Source organism: Actinomycetes bacterium (genome assembly GCA_024222295.1).
In the GTDB taxonomy this organism is placed as follows: Bacteria; Actinomycetota; Acidimicrobiia; order Acidimicrobiales; family Microtrichaceae; genus JAAEPF01.
Window position 1 is genome coordinate 224,056 of sequence record JAAEPF010000025.1, and the last position, 19,840, is coordinate 243,895.

The 19,840-nt window shown below is 67.5% G+C and carries 15 protein-coding genes; 4 read left to right on the forward strand and 11 right to left on the reverse strand.

Going from position 1 to position 19,840, the window contains the following annotated elements; translation table 11 throughout:
- Positions 1-21 precede the first annotated feature (21 nt).
- Positions 22-1,230, forward strand: coding sequence for an L-2-hydroxyglutarate oxidase (lhgO, locus tag GY812_10630; GenBank protein ID MCP4435932.1), 1,209 nt, complete (start codon positions 22-24; stop codon positions 1,228-1,230).
- Between the two features lie 46 nt (positions 1,231-1,276).
- Here lhgO and GY812_10635 read toward each other — a convergent pair whose 3' ends face one another.
- Positions 1,277-1,657: a hypothetical protein gene (locus tag GY812_10635; protein ID MCP4435933.1), complete on the reverse strand. Its 381-nt coding sequence runs from the start codon at positions 1,655-1,657 to the stop codon at positions 1,277-1,279.
- A gap of 107 nt (positions 1,658-1,764) precedes the next feature.
- On the opposite strand from GY812_10635, the gene GY812_10640 reads away from it, so the two are divergent.
- Positions 1,765-2,178, forward strand: a complete 414-nt coding sequence (locus tag GY812_10640; GenBank protein MCP4435934.1) for a hypothetical protein — start codon at positions 1,765-1,767, stop codon at positions 2,176-2,178.
- 31 nt (positions 2,179-2,209) lie between these two features.
- On the opposite strand, the gene GY812_10645 is transcribed toward GY812_10640, so the two are convergent.
- From GY812_10645 to GY812_10655, 3 genes are all read right to left on the reverse strand, one after another.
- Positions 2,210-4,696 carry an acyltransferase gene (locus GY812_10645; protein ID MCP4435935.1) on the reverse strand — a complete coding sequence of 829 codons (2,487 nt, stop codon included), beginning with the start codon at positions 4,694-4,696 and terminating at the stop codon, positions 2,210-2,212.
- Positions 4,697-4,759: 63 nt separating this feature from the next.
- Complete coding sequence (locus GY812_10650) at positions 4,760-6,253, reverse strand: leucyl aminopeptidase (protein ID MCP4435936.1); 1,494 nt, start codon at positions 6,251-6,253, stop codon at positions 4,760-4,762.
- 54 nt (positions 6,254-6,307) lie between these two features.
- Positions 6,308-6,847 (reverse strand): cob(I)yrinic acid a,c-diamide adenosyltransferase, encoded by a 540-nt coding sequence (locus tag GY812_10655; GenBank protein MCP4435937.1) that lies wholly within the window; start codon positions 6,845-6,847, stop codon positions 6,308-6,310.
- Positions 6,848-6,961: 114 nt separating this feature from the next.
- Between GY812_10655 and metH the strand changes: the two genes are divergently transcribed.
- Positions 6,962-10,561, forward strand: a complete 3,600-nt coding sequence (metH, locus tag GY812_10660) for a methionine synthase (GenBank protein MCP4435938.1) — start codon at positions 6,962-6,964, stop codon at positions 10,559-10,561.
- A 101-nt stretch (positions 10,562-10,662) separates the two neighbouring features.
- Here the strand turns inward: metH and GY812_10665 are convergent, their stop codons facing one another.
- The 6 genes from GY812_10665 to GY812_10690 all read right to left on the reverse strand — a co-directional run bounded on the left by GY812_10665 (position 10,663) and on the right by GY812_10690 (position 17,794).
- A complete protein-coding gene (locus GY812_10665) occupies positions 10,663-11,604 on the reverse strand; it encodes a hypothetical protein (protein ID MCP4435939.1) in 942 nt (313 codons plus the stop codon).
- Positions 11,605-11,686: 82 nt separating this feature from the next.
- Entirely contained in the window at positions 11,687-13,045 is a 1,359-nt protein-coding gene (locus GY812_10670) for a sugar transferase (GenBank protein MCP4435940.1), read from the reverse strand.
- A 413-nt stretch (positions 13,046-13,458) separates the two neighbouring features.
- On the reverse strand, positions 13,459-14,373 hold the full coding sequence (locus tag GY812_10675) for a hypothetical protein (protein ID MCP4435941.1): 915 nt from the start codon (positions 14,371-14,373) through the stop codon (positions 13,459-13,461).
- A gap of 4 nt (positions 14,374-14,377) precedes the next feature.
- Complete coding sequence (locus GY812_10680; GenBank protein MCP4435942.1) at positions 14,378-15,409, reverse strand: Ku protein; 1,032 nt, start codon at positions 15,407-15,409, stop codon at positions 14,378-14,380.
- Between the two features lie 845 nt (positions 15,410-16,254).
- Positions 16,255-16,866, reverse strand: a complete 612-nt coding sequence (locus GY812_10685) for an IS5 family transposase (GenBank protein MCP4435943.1) — start codon at positions 16,864-16,866, stop codon at positions 16,255-16,257.
- 64 nt (positions 16,867-16,930) lie between these two features.
- Positions 16,931-17,794, reverse strand: coding sequence for a hypothetical protein (locus GY812_10690; protein MCP4435944.1), 864 nt, complete (start codon positions 17,792-17,794; stop codon positions 16,931-16,933).
- 46 nt (positions 17,795-17,840) lie between these two features.
- Here GY812_10690 and GY812_10695 point away from each other — a divergent pair, with 46 nt between their 5' ends.
- The gene (locus tag GY812_10695) at positions 17,841-18,728 is read left to right on the forward strand and encodes a hypothetical protein (protein ID MCP4435945.1); all 888 of its coding nucleotides are present in this window, start codon (positions 17,841-17,843) and stop codon (positions 18,726-18,728) included.
- On the opposite strand, the gene GY812_10700 is transcribed toward GY812_10695, so the two are convergent.
- Positions 18,701-19,822, reverse strand: coding sequence for a beta-lactamase family protein (locus GY812_10700; protein ID MCP4435946.1), 1,122 nt, complete (start codon positions 19,820-19,822; stop codon positions 18,701-18,703). The two genes, GY812_10695 and GY812_10700, sit on opposite strands and share 28 nt — an antisense overlap.
- Positions 19,823-19,840 lie beyond the last annotated feature (18 nt).

Below are 19,840 nucleotides of genomic sequence, written 5' to 3' on the forward strand. Positions count from 1 at the left end.
TCCAATAGAGTGCCACCCGGTATGGCACAGCGTTGCGACGTGGTCGTGATCGGAGCAGGCATCGTGGGGCTGGCCACGGCCCGTGCGCTCATGCTCGACGACCCGACGTCGAAGGTGACGGTGCTCGACAAGGAGCATGGCATCGCCCGCCACCAGACCGGCCACAACAGTGGCGTCGTCCACTCCGGCATCTACTACCGGCCAGGCAGCCTGAAGGCCCGGCTCTGCATCGCCGGCAGCAAGTCGGTGGTGCAGTACGCGAGTGAGCACGACATCGCCGTCGAGGTGACCGGCAAGCTCATCGCGGCGACACGCCCCGAGGAGATGGTGGGCCTGCAACGGTTGCACGACCGCGGGGTGGAGCATGGGCTCGACGTGAAGCTGCTCGACGCCGCGGGCGCCCGCGAGTACGAGCCCAACCTGGCAGCGATGGCGGCTGTCCATGTGGCGAGCACCGGAATCATCGACTTCCCGGCTGTGGCCGAGGCCATGGCGGATGACATCGGTGACCTCGGCGGCGAGATCCGCACGGGCGCCCGCGTGCAGCGGATCGACCGTGGCCCCACCGGGCTGCGCCGGCTCTCGACGACCGCTGGGGAGTTCGAGGCCGGCACCGTCGTGAACTGCGGTGGCCTTCACAGCGACGAGCTCGCCCGCATGGCCGGCGCAGAGCCGAAGGCACGGATCGTGCCATTCCGCGGCGAGTACTACTCACTCCGCGACGAGGCGGCCGAACTCGTCAACGGCCTCATCTACCCCGTACCCGACCCCGACTTCCCGTTCCTCGGAGTCCACCTCACCCGCGGTGTCGACGGGTCGGTTCACGCAGGGCCCAACGCCGTGCTCGCCTTCAGCCGCGAGGGATACCGGTGGCGCGACCTCAACCCCCGAGACCTGCTCGACACCCTGCGCTACCCCGGTTTCCGTGCCCTGGCACGGGACAACCTGCGCCAGGGGCTCGCCGAGATGCAACGGTCGGCGGTGAAGGCGCTCTTCTTGCGTGAACTCCAGCGACTCGTGCCGGACATCGGCTCTTCGGACCTGCACCGTCACCCTGCCGGCGTGCGCGCACAGGCAGTATCAGAAGACGGCTCGCTCGTGGACGACTTCCTGATTGAACGCAGCGGTGATGCTCGCTCACAGGTGATGCATGTGCTCAACGCACCGTCACCAGCGGCGACGGCGAGCCTGGAGATCGGCGCCGAGATCGCCCGACGACTGCGCAGCTGACGCCACGGGCAAGGGCCGTCGGACCGATCCCGGCGACGGACCGGGATCAGGTGCGATCGACCGGTGACAGTCCCAGTGAGACGTCGCGGCACCGTCTGGCCAGCATCATGGCTCCGCCTGCGAGCATCGCCACGGTCGCCATGCCCAGCAAGGGCACCGCCGGACCCGAGACGAGCCAGCCGTCAGCGGTCGGCAGCGGGCCTCGCCGGCCGAAGGTGACCGGGATGTCCGCTCCGGCGGACACCACCTCCTGTGCCGGTTCAGTGGCGGAGATCGGATACAGCGGCCCGATCGGGATTTCCTCGGCACCGGCCGGTGCCGCACCCCACAACGACACGATGGCCACGATCACGACCGCCAGGAAGGGACGCGCGACCCGACAGGTCGCGCGCAGCCAGAGCGAGGGGTATGTGTCGGCGGGGGGCACCGCCGCAGACCCTACTGGTGCCCCGAGTCTGCACCGCGAACCGTCCGGTGCAACCGGGTCGCGCGACCCGGTGACGAACGAGCGCAGGTTTCCTACCGTCGACAGCCATGGATGAACCCGGGGAGAACGAAGCAGTCACGATCACGGTGCGGCCATGGTGGGACCCGCGACTCGCCATCGAGGGCCACGACGTGCTCGGCGGATACGCGGAGCAGTACTGGCTTCCGGTGCTCGGTCCCGCCGCCACGCTCGCCCACCGCTCGTTCGTTCGGGCACTGCGCGATGCGCCAGAGGGCTTCGACATGGACCGCGCCGACCTGGCCCGCAGGCTTGGCCTTGGTCGGCGATCGGGAGCACACGGCCCAACAGCGCGCGCCGTGGATCGGCTGTGCTATTTCGGACTGGCCCGCGACGGTGAGGTACTGGAGGTGCGCACCCACTTGCCGTCCCTGCCCCCACACCTGCACCGTCGACTACCACGCGATGTGAGCGACCGGATTGGCGAGTCCGCTGCAGGGTGACCGGGTCGGCAGGCCACGGGCCGGGTGTTGCTCAGCCACCCGGGTAGAGCTCGGCGAGCTGCGGGTACAGCCATTCGGCTATCAGCCCCGCGCCCTCGCGGCTGTAGTGCACCCCGTCGGGACGCAGTTCCGGCGAGCCGCAGTCCGGCGTGCAGACCGCCTCCGCCGCGTCGAGTACAACCACGTCGCCACGGAGGCGCCCGGCCGCACGCGCAGCCTCCAGCACCGCCGCCATCCTGCGGGGTGACTCCTCTGGACGCGTCTCGAACGGTTTGCCCGGAGCGGTCTCCGAGGCGGGCGCCTGGATCACCGACACGACGACCGCTCCCCCGGCTGACAGGACACCGTATGCCTCCTCGAACTGCTGGCGCTGCAGGGCGGACCACTCGGGTGACCCCGCCTCGATGCGGCGGCCGTCGACCTGGCGGTCATAGCTCTCCCAGGTGCCCGTGTGCAGGACCACGACATCGGGGTCCCACTCGGCCACATCCGCCGTCCAGTCCTCGCGCCAATCACATACCGGACCCTTGTTGTCCACACCGGAGTTGTGCGACACCTGCCTGCCCGCCGCGGTGTTGCAGCCATGCTGCGAGCGATCCCACACCACTGCACCATCGGGCGCGAAGCGGGTGGCCAGCGACCATGCCACCGAATCACCGACGAGCATGACCTTCGTCTTGGCCGCCCCCTGGGTCTGGGCTTCCAGGCGCTCGGCCAGCTCGCCCGGCCACTGCGTGGGATCAGCGCCGAACACGAAGTTGGCCGGATCGTTACCCGCATGGTGGCGCAGGTGCAGCACCTCACCGAGGCTCTCGCGCTCGTCGGGTGGGGTGAGAAGGCCGACCGGAACGTCGCCGAACGCCACCGACAGCTCGGCCCAGAGTCTGGCGGCACCACGCTCGGGAGCCGATACGTCGTACGGGTTCGAAGGCGGGCTGTGGAACGCTTCCGGACCGCCGATCGCGAGCACCACGAGGTCGAATCCCTGTGCTTCAGCGCCCGGGCGAACCGTTCTGCAATCGCCGGGGTTCACGCACTGCGGATGCGCAACGACTGTGAGGTCCGCAGCGGTGTCGGCCAGAGCGGCGCCTGCAATCGTGGCGAATGAACCACCCCAGACCAACACGCGTTGCGGGGTTCGGCTGATCGAGGTGGTCGGCTCACCGTCGGGCCCGCCTGACTGCGCCCGTTCACGGGCTGTCGTTGCGGCATCGGGGGCGGGTGCCGGGTCGCCACCGGCCTGGGTTGAACTCTCGGGTGGCGGATCGTCGCCGCGGAACGTGCTCCCGGAGGCAACCTCCTCGGGCACCGGCTCATCGGAAGCGGACAGGTACGTCATCGCAACCAGCACCACGCTGGCCCCGATCACCAGCATCACGAATGAGCGGCCGGACACCCTGTTGCCGCGAAACGGCGACTCGACGAAGCGGAACGACAACTCGGCGGCGGCAATCGTGGCCAGCACGGCGACGCCGCTGCGCAACCAGCCGCCGGCTTCCGCGATCAGCACCACCAGGGGCAGGTGCCACAGGTAGATCCCGTAGGACCGGGTGCCGGCCCATCGCAACGGTGCGAGGCGGGTGAACGCCCCCGGCTTCGTGGTGCGCACCGCCAGCACGACCAACAGGGCACACAGGAGGGACGACACGAGCCATCCGCCCGACGCGAACCTGTCAGACGCGATGGAGGAGCCCACCACCGCCGCCACCACCAACACGGCCACGAGGGCCAGGCCGGCCGCGCGCGCCGCTCGCATCGGGCCCGACTCCGAACTCCAGCGGCGCCACAGCAACACCGCCAGCAACACGCCCACGCAGAGGGCGACAGCACGGGTGTCGAATCCCATGTAGATCCGGTTGGAGTCAGCACCACCACTGACCAGGCCCCGCGACCGCAGCGTTGTGAGCGCCATGGCCAGCACGGCTGCCACGGCGAGCACGAGCCGCGCCGAACGAGTGGTGCGGCAGGCCAGCGCCAGGAGCGCGGTACCGATCGCCAGGGCCAGGTAGCCCTGTTCTTCCACCGCGAGGGTCCAAAGGTGCTCGAGCGGGTTCCGCTGGCCGAACGCCGAGAAGTAGTCGCCGCCGAACTGCACGATGTTGCCGGCATAGAACACCGAGCCCCGCGCCGTGCGGGCCACCTCGGTCGACTCGTACACGCCGAGCGCCGAGGCCACCACGACCACACCGAGCATCACGTACAGACCAGGGATCAGCCGGCGGGCCCGACGCATCCAGAACCCGCGCAGGTCGACGCCGGTGCTGCGGCCGGCGTCATCGATCTCGGTGAGCAACAGCGTGCAGATCAGGAAGCCGCTGAGAACCAGGAAGACGTCTATCGACGCGACGCCCAGGGGCACCTGATGCGGTGCGAGGTGGTACCAGAGGATGACGGCCACGAGGATTCCCCGCAGCGCATCGAGGCCGGGGCGGTGACCGAACCGACCGGAGCTTCCGACGGCTTCGGGCGCGCCCGGCCCAGAATCGCTGGTCGTCCCCGTCAGGCCGGCTGTTGCCACCCCGGCGCGGTCACGACTGCGGTGCCCCTCCAGCAAGCCGCTGTCGTTGATCCCACAATGGTACTAACCCTCCTGTGGGGCCTGCACGTCAGCCGGATCATCCAACCAGTCGGAGATCAGCCGCACGAGCGTGCGGACGCCGAAGCCGGTGCCACCCTTCGGGACCACTTCCCACGCCTCGTTGCCCATGCCGGGTCCGGCGATGTCGATGTGTGCCCACGGAATGCCCTCGCCCACGAACTTCTTCAGGAACAGCCCTGCGGTCAGCGTTCCACCGAAGCGGGTGCCGATGTTCTTCACGTCCGCGATGTCGGACTCGAGCTGCTTGGCATAGTCGTCGGGCAACGGCAGCGGCCACACCCGCTCCCCCGCCTCGTCGGCCGCTCGCGCGATCCGCTCGCTCAATTCGTCGTCGTTGGACATGAGGCCGGCGATGCGGTCGCCGAGTGCCACCAGGCAGGCGCCGGTGAGGGTGGCCAGGTCGATGATGGCCGCCGGCTCCTCCTCCGAGGCCAACGCCAGAGCATCACCGAGGATGAGACGGCCCTCGGCGTCAGTGTTGAGCACCTCGACCGTCGTGCCGTCGCGAGCGGTGTAGACGTCGCCGGGGCGCTGGGCATCGGGGCCGGTCATGTTGTCGGTCATCGGCGTGTACGACACGACCCGCACGGGCGCACCGACTGCCGGCAGTGCGCACATTGCGCCCAGCACCGCTGCCGCTCCACCCATGTCCATCTTCATGCCGATCATGCCGTCCGGTGGCTTCAGGCTCAGCCCGCCCGAGTCGAACGTGATGCCCTTGCCGACCAGGGCGACGGTCTCGCCGCCCGCGGCGACCTCGTCGTCGGGTGTGTAGGTCAGCTTCACCAACCGGGCCGGATGCTCGGAGCCCTTGTTGACGGCAATGACGCCGCCGAGCCGTTCGTCCACGATGGCCGTCTCGTCGAGGACCTCGACCTGGAGGCCGGCCGCCTCGGCGCGTTCCGCAGCGAGGCGGGCGAATCGCTCCGGGGTCAGGTCGCCACCGGGCAGGTTCACCATGTCCCGGGCGAAGCACACGCCGTCGGCAACCGCGACAGCCTTCGCGACCGCTGCCCGGACGCCTCGCAGGTCACCTTCGGTTGCGATCGTGAGTGTGCTGAGCGAGGGGCCCGCGTCGTCATCGGACTTCAGTTCGTCAAAGGAGTAGTTGGCAAGGATCGCACCCTCGGCCACCACCGCCGCCGCACGTTCCTCGTCGACCTCGAGGTCCACGTCGACGAGGTCCACCGCAGCCCTGCGGTGCTTCGAGACACCCCTAACGAACGCCGCAACGGCCGTCCGCAACTCACCCGCGCCCGCCTCGCCCGATGGCCCCAGTCCGAGCACGACTCGGACCTTGTCGCCGTCGTTGAGCGTGAGCGTCGAGCCCGGCTTGCCGGTGAACCCGGCGCGCTCGGCCGCAGCCTTCTTGACCCCATCGATCTTGTTGAGGCGGTTGGAGAACGCGAACGTGGCCACCGCCGTCGCGCCGGCAGGCGCGCTGGTGGACACCTTCACCGCAAGCAGGTCTGTCATGGTCGGCACCTCCGGTGCAGTCGGCTCAGGATGGTCAGTTGCCTGTCGTGCGGGTCAGTCGACTTCCTTGGCGGCCACCCAGCCGCCTTCCTGCCAGCGGGCCAGCACGAACATCAGATCGCTCAACCGGTTGAGGTAGCGGACGGCTTCGCTCCCCTCGACCCCGGCGGCCACAGCCGACCGCTCGGCTCGTCGCACAACAGTGCGGGCGAGGTCGAGGAACGCAGACACCTTCTCCTCGCCCGGCACCACGAACTCGCGCGGGGGCTCGTAGCGCGACTGGAACTGGTCGATCAGCGGCTCGAGCCGGTCCACCATCCCGGCGGTGACCAGCGAGGTGCCGGCCTCGAGCTTGTGGCGATTGTCGGGGGCGGTCGCCAGGTCGGCCATCAGCACCCAGAGGTCCTTCTCGATGCCCACGAGCACGCCGTCGAGCTCGCCGCCGCGCTCCGCATGGGCCCTCGCCACCCCGATGGCGGCCTGTGCCTCGTCGACATCGCCGTAGGCGGCCGGGGCCGGATGGTTCTTCGCCACCCGGCCACCAAAGAGCAGCCCGGTCGTGCCGTCGTCTCCGGTGCGGGTGTAGATGTCCATCTGGCGGCGCAGCCTACCGCCGCCAGCACCCATCTGATGGCCGCGCAAGAGCGGGCACGGCTGCGCAATTCCGACTGTGGGTGCCCGCGGCGGCGGCAGTACCGTTTGGGAACCATGTCTTCTGAACTCCCCTCAGGCGCGCCCGGCTACCTGGACCTCGTCGCGCGCAAGGTCGTCGTGTTCGACGGCGCCGCCGGCACCTGGCTCCAGGAGCAGGACCTGACCGCAGAGGACTACGGCGGCGAGGAGTTCGAGGGCTGCACCGACATCCTCGTCGACACCCGGCCCGACGTGATCGCCCAGATGCACCGCGAGTACCTCGAGGCCGGTGCCGATGTGGTCGAGACAGACTCGTTCGGATCGTTCGCAGTCCCGCTGGGCGAGTACGGCATCGCCGAGCGGGCGAGGGAGCTGTCGCGTAAGTCAGCCGAGGTGGCCCGGGCGGTGGCCGATGAGTTCTCCACTGTCGACCGCCCCCGCTTCGTAGCCGGCTCGATGGGCCCCGGCACCAAATTCGCATCACTCGGGCAGATCCCGTTCGACGAGCTGCGGGACATGTACGCCGACCAGGCGCTGGGCCTGCTCGAGGGCGGGGCCGACCTGTTCATCATCGAAACGCAGTTCGACCTGCTCGGACTCAAGGCCGGCATCGCCGGGTGCCGTGCTGCCATGGCCGAACTGGGCCGCGAGATCCCGATCCAGACACAGGTGACCATCGAGCTCACAGGCCAGATGCTCCCAGGCACCGAGATCGGTGCCGCCCTCGTGGCACTCGACGCCATGGCCCCCGACGTGATCGGCATCAACTGCGCCACCGGCCCCGAGGAGATGAGCGAGCACCTGCGCCACCTCTCCGCACACAGCCGGGTGCCGATTTCGTGCCTGCCGAACGCGGGGCTGCCGTCGGTGGTCGACGGCAAGATGCACTACGACCTCTCTGCGGAGGACTTCGTGGCCCACCACGTGCGCTTCGTGGAGGAGTACGGCATATCGATCGTGGGCGGGTGCTGTGGCACCACGCCCGAGTACATCCGCCAGCTCGCCGAGGCTGTCGGCGACCGCGAGCCGGCGCAGCGTGAGGCCGACTTCGAACACGGCGCCACCTCGATCTACTCCCCCGTCACGTTCCCGACCTCCACAGAAGGCGACAAGGCCGGGGCGACCAACCTCCTGATCATCGGCGAGCGGACGAACACCAACGGGTCCAAGGCGTTCCGAGAGGCAATGATCGACGGGGACTGGGACACCTGCGTGCAGATGGCCAAGGACCAGGTGCGCGAGGGCTCTCACATCCTCGACGTGTGCGTGGACTACGTGGGCCGAGACGGCACCGTCGACATGCACGAGATCGCCAGCCGGTTCGCCACGCAGTCCACTGTGCCGCTGGTGCTCGACTCCACCGAACCCGAGGTCATGGAGGCCGGGCTGCGCTGGCTCGGCGGCAGGGCGATTCTCAACTCCGCCAACCTCGAGGACGGCGAGGCCGAGGGCTCCCGGCTCGACCGGGTCTTCAAGCTCGCCAAGGCCTACGGCGCTGCGGTCATCTGTCTGCTCATCGACGAGGAGGGCCAGGCCCGAGACGTCGAGTGGAAGATGCGGGTCGCACACCGCATCTACGACCTCGCCACCGGGCGCTACGGGATGGAGCCCGAGGACCTGATCTTCGACGCGCTCACCTTCCCGCTGTCCACCGGCGACGACGACCTTCGCGGTGACGGCATGGCCACGATCGAGGCGATCCGGCGCATCCACTCCGAGTTGCCGGGCGTGCACACCACCCTCGGGGTGTCCAATGTGAGCTTCGGGCTCAAGCCCGCTGCACGCCATGTGCTCAACAGCGTGTTCCTGCACGAATGCACCCAGGTGGGGCTCGACTCGGCGATCGTGCACGCAGCCAAGATCGTGCCGCTCAACCGGATCCCGGAGGACCAAAAGAACGTGTGCCTCGACCTGATCTGGGACCGGCGCGGCACCGTGGGGGCACTGTCGGATGGCGACGCCGACTACGACCCCCTTAAGACCCTGCTGGCCCTGTTCGAAGACGTCACCGTCGACGACGGACCTGCCGAGGACCGCTCCGACTGGCCGGTCGAGAAGCGGCTCAGCCAGCGGATCATCGACGGCGACCGCAACGGCCTCACCGACGACCTCGACGAGGCGCTTGCCGACGGCATGGCGCCGCTGCACATCATCAACGAGGTGCTGCTGTCGGGCATGAAGGTGGTCGGGGAACTGTTCGGCGCCGGCGAGATGCAGCTGCCGTTTGTTCTCCAGTCCGCCGAGACCATGAAGACGGCCGTTGCACACCTCGAGCCGCTGATGGAGGTAGACGACGACACCGGCGGCAAGGGCCGCATCGTGCTCGCGACCGTGAAAGGTGATGTGCACGACATCGGCAAGAACCTGGTCGACATCATCCTGTCGAACAACGGCTACGAGGTCCACAACCTCGGCATCAAGATCTCGATCACCGAGATGATCGACAAGGCCCTCGAGGTGAAGGCCGACGCGATCGGCATGTCGGGCCTGCTCGTGAAATCGACGCTCATCATGCGCGAGAACCTCGAGGAGCTGAACTCCCGCGAACTCGAGCACATCCCGGTGCTGCTCGGCGGCGCCGCGCTCACCCGCACGTACGTGGAGCGTGACCTGCGCGAGGTCTACGAGGGCCGCGTGTTCTACGGCAGGGATGCCTTCGAGGGCCTGGCTGTGATGGACCGCCTCGGCGAGATCAAGCGCACCGGCGAGGACGACCCCGGCTTCGGCCGCGACCCAGGGGGCCGTGACATCCCCCGCCGTTCCGAGGTCGACGACTCCGACGTGGAGCTGCCGGCCCGCTCTCCCGAGGCGGCCACCGACAACCCGGTGTTCGTACCGCCCTTCACCGGCTCCAAGGTCGTCAAGGGCATCCCGATCGACGACATAGCCGAGTGGATCAACGAGACCGCGTTGTTCCGCAACCAGTGGCAGTTCCGCCCCGAGAAGCTCGCCGACGGCTCCACCGAGACCGACGACCATTTCAAGGAGAGGCTGCGCCCGCTGCTGCGCGAACAGCTCGCCGGCGCCAAGGCCGAGGGCCTGCTCGTACCCCAGGTGGTCTACGGGTTCTTCCCCGCCAACTCCGATGGCAACGACCTGGTGATCTGGACCGACGAGAGTCGGACCAAGGAGGCGGCACGGTTCTCCTACCCCCGCCAGCGCAAGGACCCGTTCCTCTGCATCGCCGACTTCTTCCGCCCCGCGAAGGGCGCAGATGGTGACGGCGAACTCGACTACGCGGCATTCCACATCGTGACGATGGGCGAAGCGGTTTCGCAGCGTTGCGCGGAGCTGTTCGCCGCCGACAAGTACCAGGACTATCTGATGCTCCACGGCCTCGGCGTCGAGATGGCCGAGGCACTCGCCGAGCTGTGGCACCGCCGCATCCGCGAGGAATGGGGCTTCGTCGATGAGGACCCCGACGGTTCGAGCACATCACCCAGCCGCGAGGCGCTGATCGGACTCTTCCGCCAGAAGTACCGCGGGGGCCGCTACTCCTGGGGCTATCCGGCCTGCCCGGATCTCGAGGACAACATGACGGTCGCCGAACTGCTCGATGCATCACGCATCGGCGTCGAGGTCTCCGAGGAGACGGGGTTCCAGTACCAGCCCGAGCAGACCACCTCGGCGCTGATCTGTCACCACCCCCGCGCCAAGTACTTCGTCGCCCGCTGAGCACTCGCTCTGTCGATGGCCACTAGTTCTGTGGGGGCTGGATCAGGCCCTGCGTGATCCAGCACCAACGAAACCCACGACGAGGGCCACCACTGGGGCGGCTACTTGGGGATTCGGAAGATGCGCAGAGCGGGCCAGAGGCCCGGGGACGTGCTGGCATCGTCGTACAGGCTGCCGCCGATGGAGTGCGTGTCGTTGATCGCCCGCCACATGTTCACGATGTCCTGATCGGACAGGTACGCGGCCTCGCCGCCGATCGGGTGCACGGGAAGCCACGGCACGCCGGTGAGCCGGCGCAGCATCTCGATGTTGCGCACGTTGTAGGCGTAGGCGTCACGCAGGCCGGACCCGGGGGTGCGGTAGCTCCAGTAGTTCTGCGGCATCCACACGTCGAAGTACGGGGCCAGTTCCCGGTAGGGGAAGTTGGGCCACCACGTGGCGTTGAGTTCCTCCCACACCACCGGCGCGACCGGAATGGCTGCCAGTGGCAGGCCGGGATGCTGGGCGCGCAGCCGCTGCACCTGTGAGATCAGAATCGCATTGCGGGCCGCCTCGTCCACGTTGCGGCGCGACTCGATGTCGATCCCGAATCCGTCGAAGCCCATCGCGATGGCGGCATTCATGCGGCGCATGTCGAGGCCGTCGTCGACGTGCTCCGGCAGGTACCAACCGACCACCCGCATGCCCTTGGCGCGGGCCCGCGAGATGATCCGGGCAAGCAGGTCGCGGTCGAGCACATCGTCGGGGTGACGGTAGGTGGCTGTCTGGATGTAGAGGGTCTGCACCCCGGCGTTCGCCAAGCGGTCCACATCGGACAGGTCGAGCTTCTGCCTGCCGCTGGTGAACGTGGGCGACCAGTCCCACACGTCCCACCAGGCACCGAGCCCCATGAACACGGTCGCCCGCACGATGTTGGGCCCCTGACCCGCAGCGAACTGCTCGGGGCGGAACGTGCCGGGGGGCATCGGGATGCACGCAACGGCGAACGCACCGACCATGAGCGCAACAGCCGCCAGGGTCCGATGCCTCTTGGTCTCACTCATATGACAACAGGCTAGGAGTGCACCAGCACACTGAACAGCCAGCTTTCAGATTCTCGTCCTGGCGGAACAGCTCGCTTGATCGTCAGGCAGCGCCACGTCGGGACAACACCGCCGGAACCGTCCTCAGCACGATGCCGAGGTCGGTCAACATCGACCAGTTGTCGATATAGAACAGGTCGAGGCGCTGGTACTCGTCGAATCCGGTTTCGCTGCGGCCGCTGACCTGCCACATTCCTGTCATCCCAGGCCTCACCCTGAGTCGAGTGCCGAGATCGTTGTCCCAATGCTGGGTCTCGTTGGGAAGCGCCGGGCGCGGACCGACAATGCTCATTTCGCCTCGCAGGACGTTCCACAGCTGGGGTATTTCGTCGATGCTCGTGCGCCGCAACAGTTTGCCCATGCGTGTGATCCGGGGATCCTCGGCGATCTTGAATAGCGGACCGCTGGCCTCGTTGCGGTCCTGCAACTCGATGAGCTGGTCTTCTGCTTCATCGACCATGGTGCGCAGCTTGAGGATCTCGAAGCGCTTGCCGCGCCACCCGACCCGTTCCTGGCGGAACAGCACGGGGCCGGGGCTGTCGAGCTTCACGGAAATCGCCGCAACAAGAAGCACCGGACACAGCAGGATAAATGAGAACCCGGCGATCACGATGTCGAAGAGCCTCTTGGCCGCCGCTCGCCAACCACCCCGGTGGCCGGCGTCGATGAACAGCATTGGGAACCGACCGAGTGCGTGCACCGAGACCCGGTCGTTGGCCACGCCGGTGAGTGCCGAGGTCATCTCGATCTCGATACCGCGATCTAGGAAGGAGCGGAGCATTGATGCCGGAGCAGCGGAGTCGAGGGATGTAGCGGCCATCACGACGATTGATGCACCCAGGTTCTGGGCCGCGGCAGCCGGAGATGTGGAGTGAACCACGGGAAGGCCCATGAGCTCCGGCTCTGTAGGCTCCTCGGTCGAGATGAACGCGACCACCTGGCGGCCGAGCACAGGGTTCTTGAGCACCCCCGCCAGATCCAACGCCTCAGAGTTGGTTCCGAGGATCACGACCGGCTTCATGCCACGTCCGGCGCGGCGCCTGCGCCGCGTCACCATACGGATCAGTTGGCGCTCTACGAGCATGGCGGGCACCAGCACGACCACCAAACCCAACACAACTCCACGGGGCACCGGCAACTCCACCGGCCACCCCATCAGGATGAAGCCGACAGCGCCAAGGCCAACAGCGGTCACCACCGGGCGAACGTCGGAGATCAACCGGACGTCGTCGCGCTTGCGGTAGAACCCCTGCCAGTTGAACACGAAAAGCCACATCGGCAGCGAAACAACACCGAACAACATGTATGTCCGGAGGTCGCCCACAGAGCCGCCCCAGTTGGAGATCCACACCCCGACACCGACGGCGACGGAGGCCATGACCAGGATCGCGTCCAGCAGCATGAATGCGGCCCGGGCTGAGGCGGCGCGGCCACACAGCAGGCACCAGCGACGACGGGCGGAGTCACTCGCTCGCCGACGCTCTCCACTCGGTGAAGACTCCGCATCGTGCCGCCTACGCTCCAAGGGCGCCGTGGGGATAGCACGAGATGGGTTGTCACTTGTCCTGACTCGTGTATCAGTTTCCACGTCGCCTACCTGATTCAGTGAAGTACTGAACTTAGCCGAGGCTGAACCAGATTCGCACTCTGGCGTCCTTGCGGTGCTCACAAATTCGGGAGGAGTCGATGCCGTCGCCATACTGATTTTGATGGTACGCAGAGCCATGACATACCCAACTGAGTAGATCCCCCAGCCCGATCGTCCCGCCTGCCGTCCAGTCGCCCCAGCCCTGGAATTCGAACCCTGCCGGACGCTCAGCCGCGCGCGGTCGGCAAGTGCTGCACGAGGCCGAGCACCGATGCGAAGAGGTCCCCGTGTGCGGCCACTCGAGCGAGTACGTCCGGTGCCTCGAATACCAGTGGCTCGGCACCATTGGCTCCCGCCGCCACCTCGTTCCAACGGAGCGGGGTGGAGACGGTCGGCTGCGGCTTTGCGCGCAGTGAGTACACGCAGACCGTGGTCTTGTGGAACGCGTTCTGTGACCAGTCGACGAAGACCTTGCCCGGCCGCTGGTCCTTTGCCATGTCCGTGGTGACTCCCCGGGGGTGGCGCTGCTCCAGCAGGGCACCGACCGCGTGCGCGAAGTCCGCGCAGTGGTCGTGTGAATGGGCATCCTCGCCCGTCGAGTTGAGCGGCACGTAGACCTGCATGCCCTTGGATCCGGAGGTCTTGGCAAAGCAGTCGAGGTCTGCCGCGGCAAGTATCGAGCGGATCTCCAACGCGAGTTCCGCACACTGCGGAATTCCGGTGCGCGGACCCGGGTCGAGGTCGAACACACATGCCCTCGGATTCGCCTGGTCGTCGGCAAGGGCCATGGGCGTGTGCAACTCGAGTGCCGCGAGGTTCGCGGTCCACACGAGTGCCGCCGGCTCGTCGAGGCGGCAGTAGTTGACCTCACCGCGGCTGCGGCCCGGTCCGACGGCCGTCTCCACCCAGTCGGGTCGGTGCTTCGGACAGTTCTTCTCGAAGAAGCTCTGGCCCTCCACCCCATCGGGCCAACGACGCAGGGTCACGCAACGCCCGGAGGTGTGGGCCACCATCGCTTCGCTGATGCGCGCGTAGTAGTCGATCACCTCCGCCTTGGTGAACCCGGTGAACGGATACAGCACTTTGTCGAGGTTCGACAGCTTCAGCTGCCGCTGCCCGACCCGAACCTCGGTGTCAGCCACCTGATCACGCGGACTTGCGGGGTTTCCTCGCGGGCGACTTCTTGGCCTGCGATTCCTTCGAGGCCGGCTTGCCGGCAGCCTTCTTGGCCGACGACTTCGCGGCCGCGGACTTCGCCGGCTTGCGGCGCGACGGTGACTCGGAGGCCGGGGCGGCTGCCTGCGGAGACCTGGCCGCATCGTCGCCACCGTCCCCGGATCCAGGCGACGCCTCTTCACCGGCGGCGCCGCTCGCGCTCGGGTGACGGGTCCGCGCCTCGCGAGCCTCGGCCACCGATTTCTCCAACGCCGCCATCAGATCGACAACCACGTCACCGGCGGGTGCCTGCGGTCCTTCGAGCGCCGGAGCCGCACCCGACGCCTTGGCGTCGATCAGGCCCAGCAAATCCTCGCGGTAGGCGTCGTGGTAGAGCTCCGGCTCGAAGTCCGCGCTGAGCGACTCGATCAGCTGCTCGGCCATCTCGCGCTCGCGGTCGGTGAGCTCCACTCCGGACAGGTCGTCGAACTCGGGAATGTCGCCCGGCGCATTCAGTTCGTCGGCATAGACCATCATCGAGAGCAGCAGCCTGCCGTCGACCGGCCTCATCAGTGCCACGTACTGCTTGGAGCGCATCACGAACCGGGCCACGGCCACACGGCCCGACTCCTCGAGTGCCTCGACCAACAGGGTGTAGGGCTTGGCGGCACCCGGGCCGGGAGCGACGTGGAACGCTCCATCGAAGTAGATCGGGTCGACCTGGTCGAGCTCCACGAACTCCTCGAGGTCGATCGTGTGGGTCGAGCGCGGTTGCAGCGCCGCGAGCTCGTCGTCGCTGACGATCACGTAGTTGCCCTTCGACACCTCGAAGCCGCGCACCAGCTCGGCGGCGTCGACCACCTCGCCGGTCTCCGCATTGACCTTCTGGTTCCGGATCCGTGCGTTGTTGGACGGATCGATCTGGTTGAAGCGCACCGACCGTTGCGACACGGCTGAGTACAGCTTCACAGGGATGTTGATGAGACCGAAGCTGATCGCTCCGCTCCATATGGCACGTGCCATTGCGCACTCCTCGGCTGTGCTGCCTCTACCCCAGTCGTCTTGTCCCCAGTTATCCAAGTATCGGCCGTGGCACCCCGTTGCGAAAGGGAACCCCTCCCGAAAGTGGCAACTTGATTCGCACAGCAACGATGCCGGGAAGAGCCCCCGACCGCTCACTGGGTGTGTCCCTATGTTGAGAGCCATGCGCGGCCGCATCGTCGGTGACGACTAGCGCTCGTTTCTCCTTGGGCTTGCTGTCCGTTGATTGATCGAGGCGGGTTCGATAGGGCGGTGTCGGCGCGTGCGGCGCCATAGGACCGCCGCGGTCGCAGACGAGGCAACACAGCACCAGGCTGTGATGAACCGTGCACCTGGGAACATGAACGGCAACGCGGTTAGCAAGAGCGAGAAGAGCGCTATCACAAGCAGTGACGGCACCACCTTGGGAGACGGTGGCGCAGGGATCGGCTGCTGGGGTCTGCCTCTGCCGAGACCTGCTGAGACGGCGATCGCCACCAGGTAGCCCGTGAGACCAATCGCAGCGACAGCACTCCACACGTAGAGCATCAGGACGATGACGGTGAGCAGAGCTCGCAACAGGTGCTCCTCTTCGTGGTCGGCTGCGGCCCAACCGGTTGGCAGCGTAGCTTCGGCCGGCCCGGTTGGGTGACTGAGACCATCTATGCGGCCAGGTGCCCTAGCAGGAGAGAAACACAGCTGATCTGGAGCCATGCCGTGGCCGATGACCGGGTGTTCTCGAAGCTCTTGGCGAGGCGCCGGTGGCGGCCGATGAGCCCGTGGGCAACTTCCACCCGCCAGGCGTGACGGATCGGTCGGACCACCCTGTTGCCTTCTGCGTCAACGGGTTAGTCATCCCAACCGACCCGCTGTACCTCAACCCCGTGGGTTGCCGCTATGCGCCGCTGCGCAACTTGGCTGACGCCCCGGTCCACCATCACGACTTCGAGTCGGCCACCCAGGTTGTTCGCATCCAGCAGCTCTTCGACCGCCACCCCATCAGATGTCCCAGCTGGGACCACGGAAGCCGCAACGGGTAGTCCCGTGACATCCACAGCGACGACATGCTTGGCGCCGTTGGTGCGCCCATAGGGTCCACCACGACTGTGAAACGTCGCACCCCCATGACTGGCACCGCGCACAACAGCCGGGTCTACAACCACCAGCGAGGGGTCCGGGTCACGCCCGGCGCCGGCACGGGCCTGGCGATGCAACCCAGCCAACACGCGGGTCCAGGTTCCATTGGCCCGCCAACGACGGAACTGTGACCACACCCTTGTCCAGGGCGGGAAATCACCAGGCAGCATCCGCCACTGGCAGCCCGTGCGAGCCACATACAGCATCGCATCGACTACCCGCCTCAAGTCAGCCGGATAGCGTCGGCCACGCTTGGGCTGTTCGCACAACAGCTCCCACACCCGGTCCCACTGGTCGTCATCAAGGTCAGTCCCGTAAGCCATAACCGCATCGTGCCTGTGCGCGTCTACCACGCAACCAACGCACACCGAATAGGGACACACGCAGTCAGGCGGTGGCACCGGACAGGATTGCCCGGGCCACCAGGTCCGTGCCGAACGCCGTGAGGATCGCCAGGTAGAGCAGCCCCGTTGCCGCCATGACGGCCGAGTACTGGCGCTCCTTCAGGGCCAGCCGGGTGACCGCCACCAGGCCGATGGTCGTGACAGCGCACGCCAGCCAGAACCAGCCCAGCATCCCGTCGTAGCCGTCGTCGATCGACCCGGTCAGCACCTGGATCATGCCCGGTCGGATCAGCAGCAGTGCCACTTCGACAGGCCAGATCCAGGCGAGGTGCCTGACCAGTTCGAGCAACGGTGCGCGTGGAAGACCCGGCTGCGTGAGGTACCAGTGTCCGAGCAGCATGGCGTCGCTCACACACCCCAGAAAGGCTGCGCCAACAAGCGTGCGCGCGACCGACAGCCACACCGGGTCACCCGCCGCCATGCCACCCGCCAACAGGCCTATCAAGCCGACCGCCGGGGCGATCAGGTCCAGCCGCGGGTCGAACTCCCCGACCGATGTGTCGAACTCCTGGGCCTCGCGCTCGATGCCCGTCATCCCGCTCACGCGCGCCGAGCGCACCTGCACCCGCTCCCGCTGGCGCTGCACGCCCGCGGCGCGGTGGACCCAAGAGCTCCACAGGGCGAAGCCGGCCGCGAGCGCCACGCCGATCGCGGAGATGTCGCGCACTGGCGTGGACCCATACCGCAAACCCACCACCGCCGACCCGAGGGCCATGAGACCGAACGTGGCGCGCATCAGCCAGCCATAGCCGATCGACACCTCGCGACGGCGGGTCGTGACCCACAGGTAGGCGAGACCGCCGACCGCCCACTGCAAAAGGAATGTCGCTATGTCGAGGCTGATCATCGAGCCCAGAGGCTACGCGCCACCCCGGCGCAGGCACACTTGGAGGGTGCCCGCCCGGAAGCCACCACAACTACACCTGAGCGCACCCGCGGACTGGAGGGTCGTCCACAGAGCCGGGTTCGGGCCGTTCACGACGCTGGTCGACTACCTGCTCCCCGACGGTCGGCTGCGCCGTTGGACCAGCAGGCGGCAGCGAAAGGCCGACCTCGTGGCCGCCGAAAACGGCTTCCGACGCATACCCACCCGAACGTGGGCGATCGCATCGTGGTTCAGCATCGGGGCGAGCCTGTTCGCCCTCGGGTCATGGGAACCCTGGATCAGCGCTGTCTCGGGCCGCACGGACGCCAACACCTATTTCATCGGATCGCTCTTCTTCACCGCCGCGGCCTACCTCTCGTTCACCGAGGTGACGGGCACGCCCGAGTCACTGGAGGCCGGCACCCGTCGGCACGTGAGACTCCTCGCTTGGCGCCCGCACCGCATCGACTGGTGGGCAGCCGGGATCCAGCTCATCGGCACCGTGGCTTTCAACCTGTCCACCTGGGACAGCCGCCTCGCGCCGCAGCTGTCGACAGCGAGGGCCAACGAGCTCGTGTGGGCACCCGACGTATTCGGGTCGGTCTGCTTCCTCGTGTCGAGCTACCTGTCGTGGGCCGAGGTGTGCCACAGCGCCGGCAGGTTGCGGCTTCGCGACATCTCGTGGTGGATCGTGGCGATCAACCTGGTCGGGTCTGTGTTGTTCGGCATCTCCGCGATCGGCGCGTTCTACGTGCGCCGCGGCGTCGAGTGGAACCAGTCGCTGGTCAACACCACGACCCTGTGGGGTGCCTTCTGCTTCCTCGTCGCCGCGGTCATGCTCGTTCCCGAGTCGCGACGCGGGGTGGAGGCAACGCAGCCTGCGCCGGGTCAGTCGAGCTCGTCCAGCGCGCGGTAGATACCGTCCACCAGGTTGATCCTGCGGAAGGTCAGCGCGGTGTCGGCATCGAGGCCTGCGTTGAACAGTACGGCGACCGCGACCTCACGCTCGGGGTCGGCCATCGCGAAACTGGTGCCACCTTGGCCGGCGTGTCCGAACGCACGTCCGGACGGACGGTCACCGAAGTAGTGCGACGAGAGGGGCGCCATGAATCCGAGGCCAAATCCAGCCTCGCGGTCGAGCGTGTGGTCCCAGGTGAGCGGCAGCCGGGCAGTCGTGGCTTCGGCCAGGAGCTCGGCGGGCAACACGCGCTGCGCTCCGTCGAGGTCACCGAGCAGGCCGTCATAGAAGGCCGCCATCGCCTGCATCGTGCCGTAGCTTCCGAAGGCCGGGTTCCACTCACACGCGGTGTCGTGGCCGACCTCGGCCAGTAGCGGCACCGGCTGGTGCAACGTCAGGTCGAAGGTGGCCGAGATGCGGTCGTGCAGCTCGTCGAAGCTCTGGTCGCCGAAGCGCACCACCAGCTGTGAGGGGTCGATGCCATAGCCCGCCACCACCCGCGACTCCACGAAATCCGCGTAGGGCTGCTCGGCGATCTCCTCGATGACCTGTCCGAGCAGGAACCAACCCCCGAACTCCGCGTATGACCGGTCGAGGCCGAACCGCCAGCCCTCGGGAGGCGGCATCATGTGCATCCAGCTCTCGCGAAGGCTCTCCGGGAGGATCCGGGCGAGCACCGTGTTGACCTGGTGCAGCCCCGCGGTGTGGCCGAGAACCTGCTCGATGGTGCGTTCGGCCATCCATGTGCCGCCGAGCGCCGGGACCACGTGGCCCAGCTGGTCCGAGAGGCTCAGCTCGTCGTCGGCCACCAGAGCGAGCACGGCCACGGACACCAGGGGCTTGGCCGTGCAGTACAGGGCGCTGAGCGTGTCCGCGCGGAACGGCTCGTGCATGTGGGTTCGCCCGAGTGCGACATCGAGCACCGTCTCGCCGCGCCGCAGTACCACCATCTGCGCCGCGGTGTGGAAGAACCCCTCGTCCGCCTCGCGTTCGATGCGCTCGACGAGTTCCGCAAAGGGCTCGGAGACGACCTGTGCTGCTGTGTCGGTCACCGCGTCGAGGCTACCGGC

Excerpts from the sequence above, each read along its gene's own strand:
- GY812_10640 (MCP4435934.1), top strand. The coding sequence starts at position 1,765 with ATGGATGAACCCGGGGAGAACGAAGCAGTCACGATCACGGTGCGGCCA.
- GY812_10665 (MCP4435939.1), bottom strand. The coding sequence starts at position 11,604 with ATGAGTGAGACCAAGAGGCATCGGACCCTGGCGGCTGTTGCGCTCATG.
- metH (MCP4435938.1), top strand. The coding sequence starts at position 6,962 with ATGTCTTCTGAACTCCCCTCAGGCGCGCCCGGCTACCTGGACCTCGTC.
- GY812_10690 (MCP4435944.1), bottom strand. The coding sequence starts at position 17,794 with ATGATCAGCCTCGACATAGCGACATTCCTTTTGCAGTGGGCGGTCGGC.
- GY812_10655 (MCP4435937.1), bottom strand. The coding sequence starts at position 6,847 with ATGGACATCTACACCCGCACCGGAGACGACGGCACGACCGGGCTGCTC.
- GY812_10680 (MCP4435942.1), bottom strand. The coding sequence starts at position 15,409 with ATGGCACGTGCCATATGGAGCGGAGCGATCAGCTTCGGTCTCATCAAC.
- GY812_10650 (MCP4435936.1), bottom strand. The coding sequence starts at position 6,253 with ATGACAGACCTGCTTGCGGTGAAGGTGTCCACCAGCGCGCCTGCCGGC.
- GY812_10670 (MCP4435940.1), bottom strand. The coding sequence starts at position 13,045 with ATGCTGCTGGACGCGATCCTGGTCATGGCCTCCGTCGCCGTCGGTGTC.
- lhgO (MCP4435932.1), top strand. The coding sequence starts at position 22 with ATGGCACAGCGTTGCGACGTGGTCGTGATCGGAGCAGGCATCGTGGGG.
- GY812_10685 (MCP4435943.1), bottom strand. The coding sequence starts at position 16,866 with ATGGCTTACGGGACTGACCTTGATGACGACCAGTGGGACCGGGTGTGG.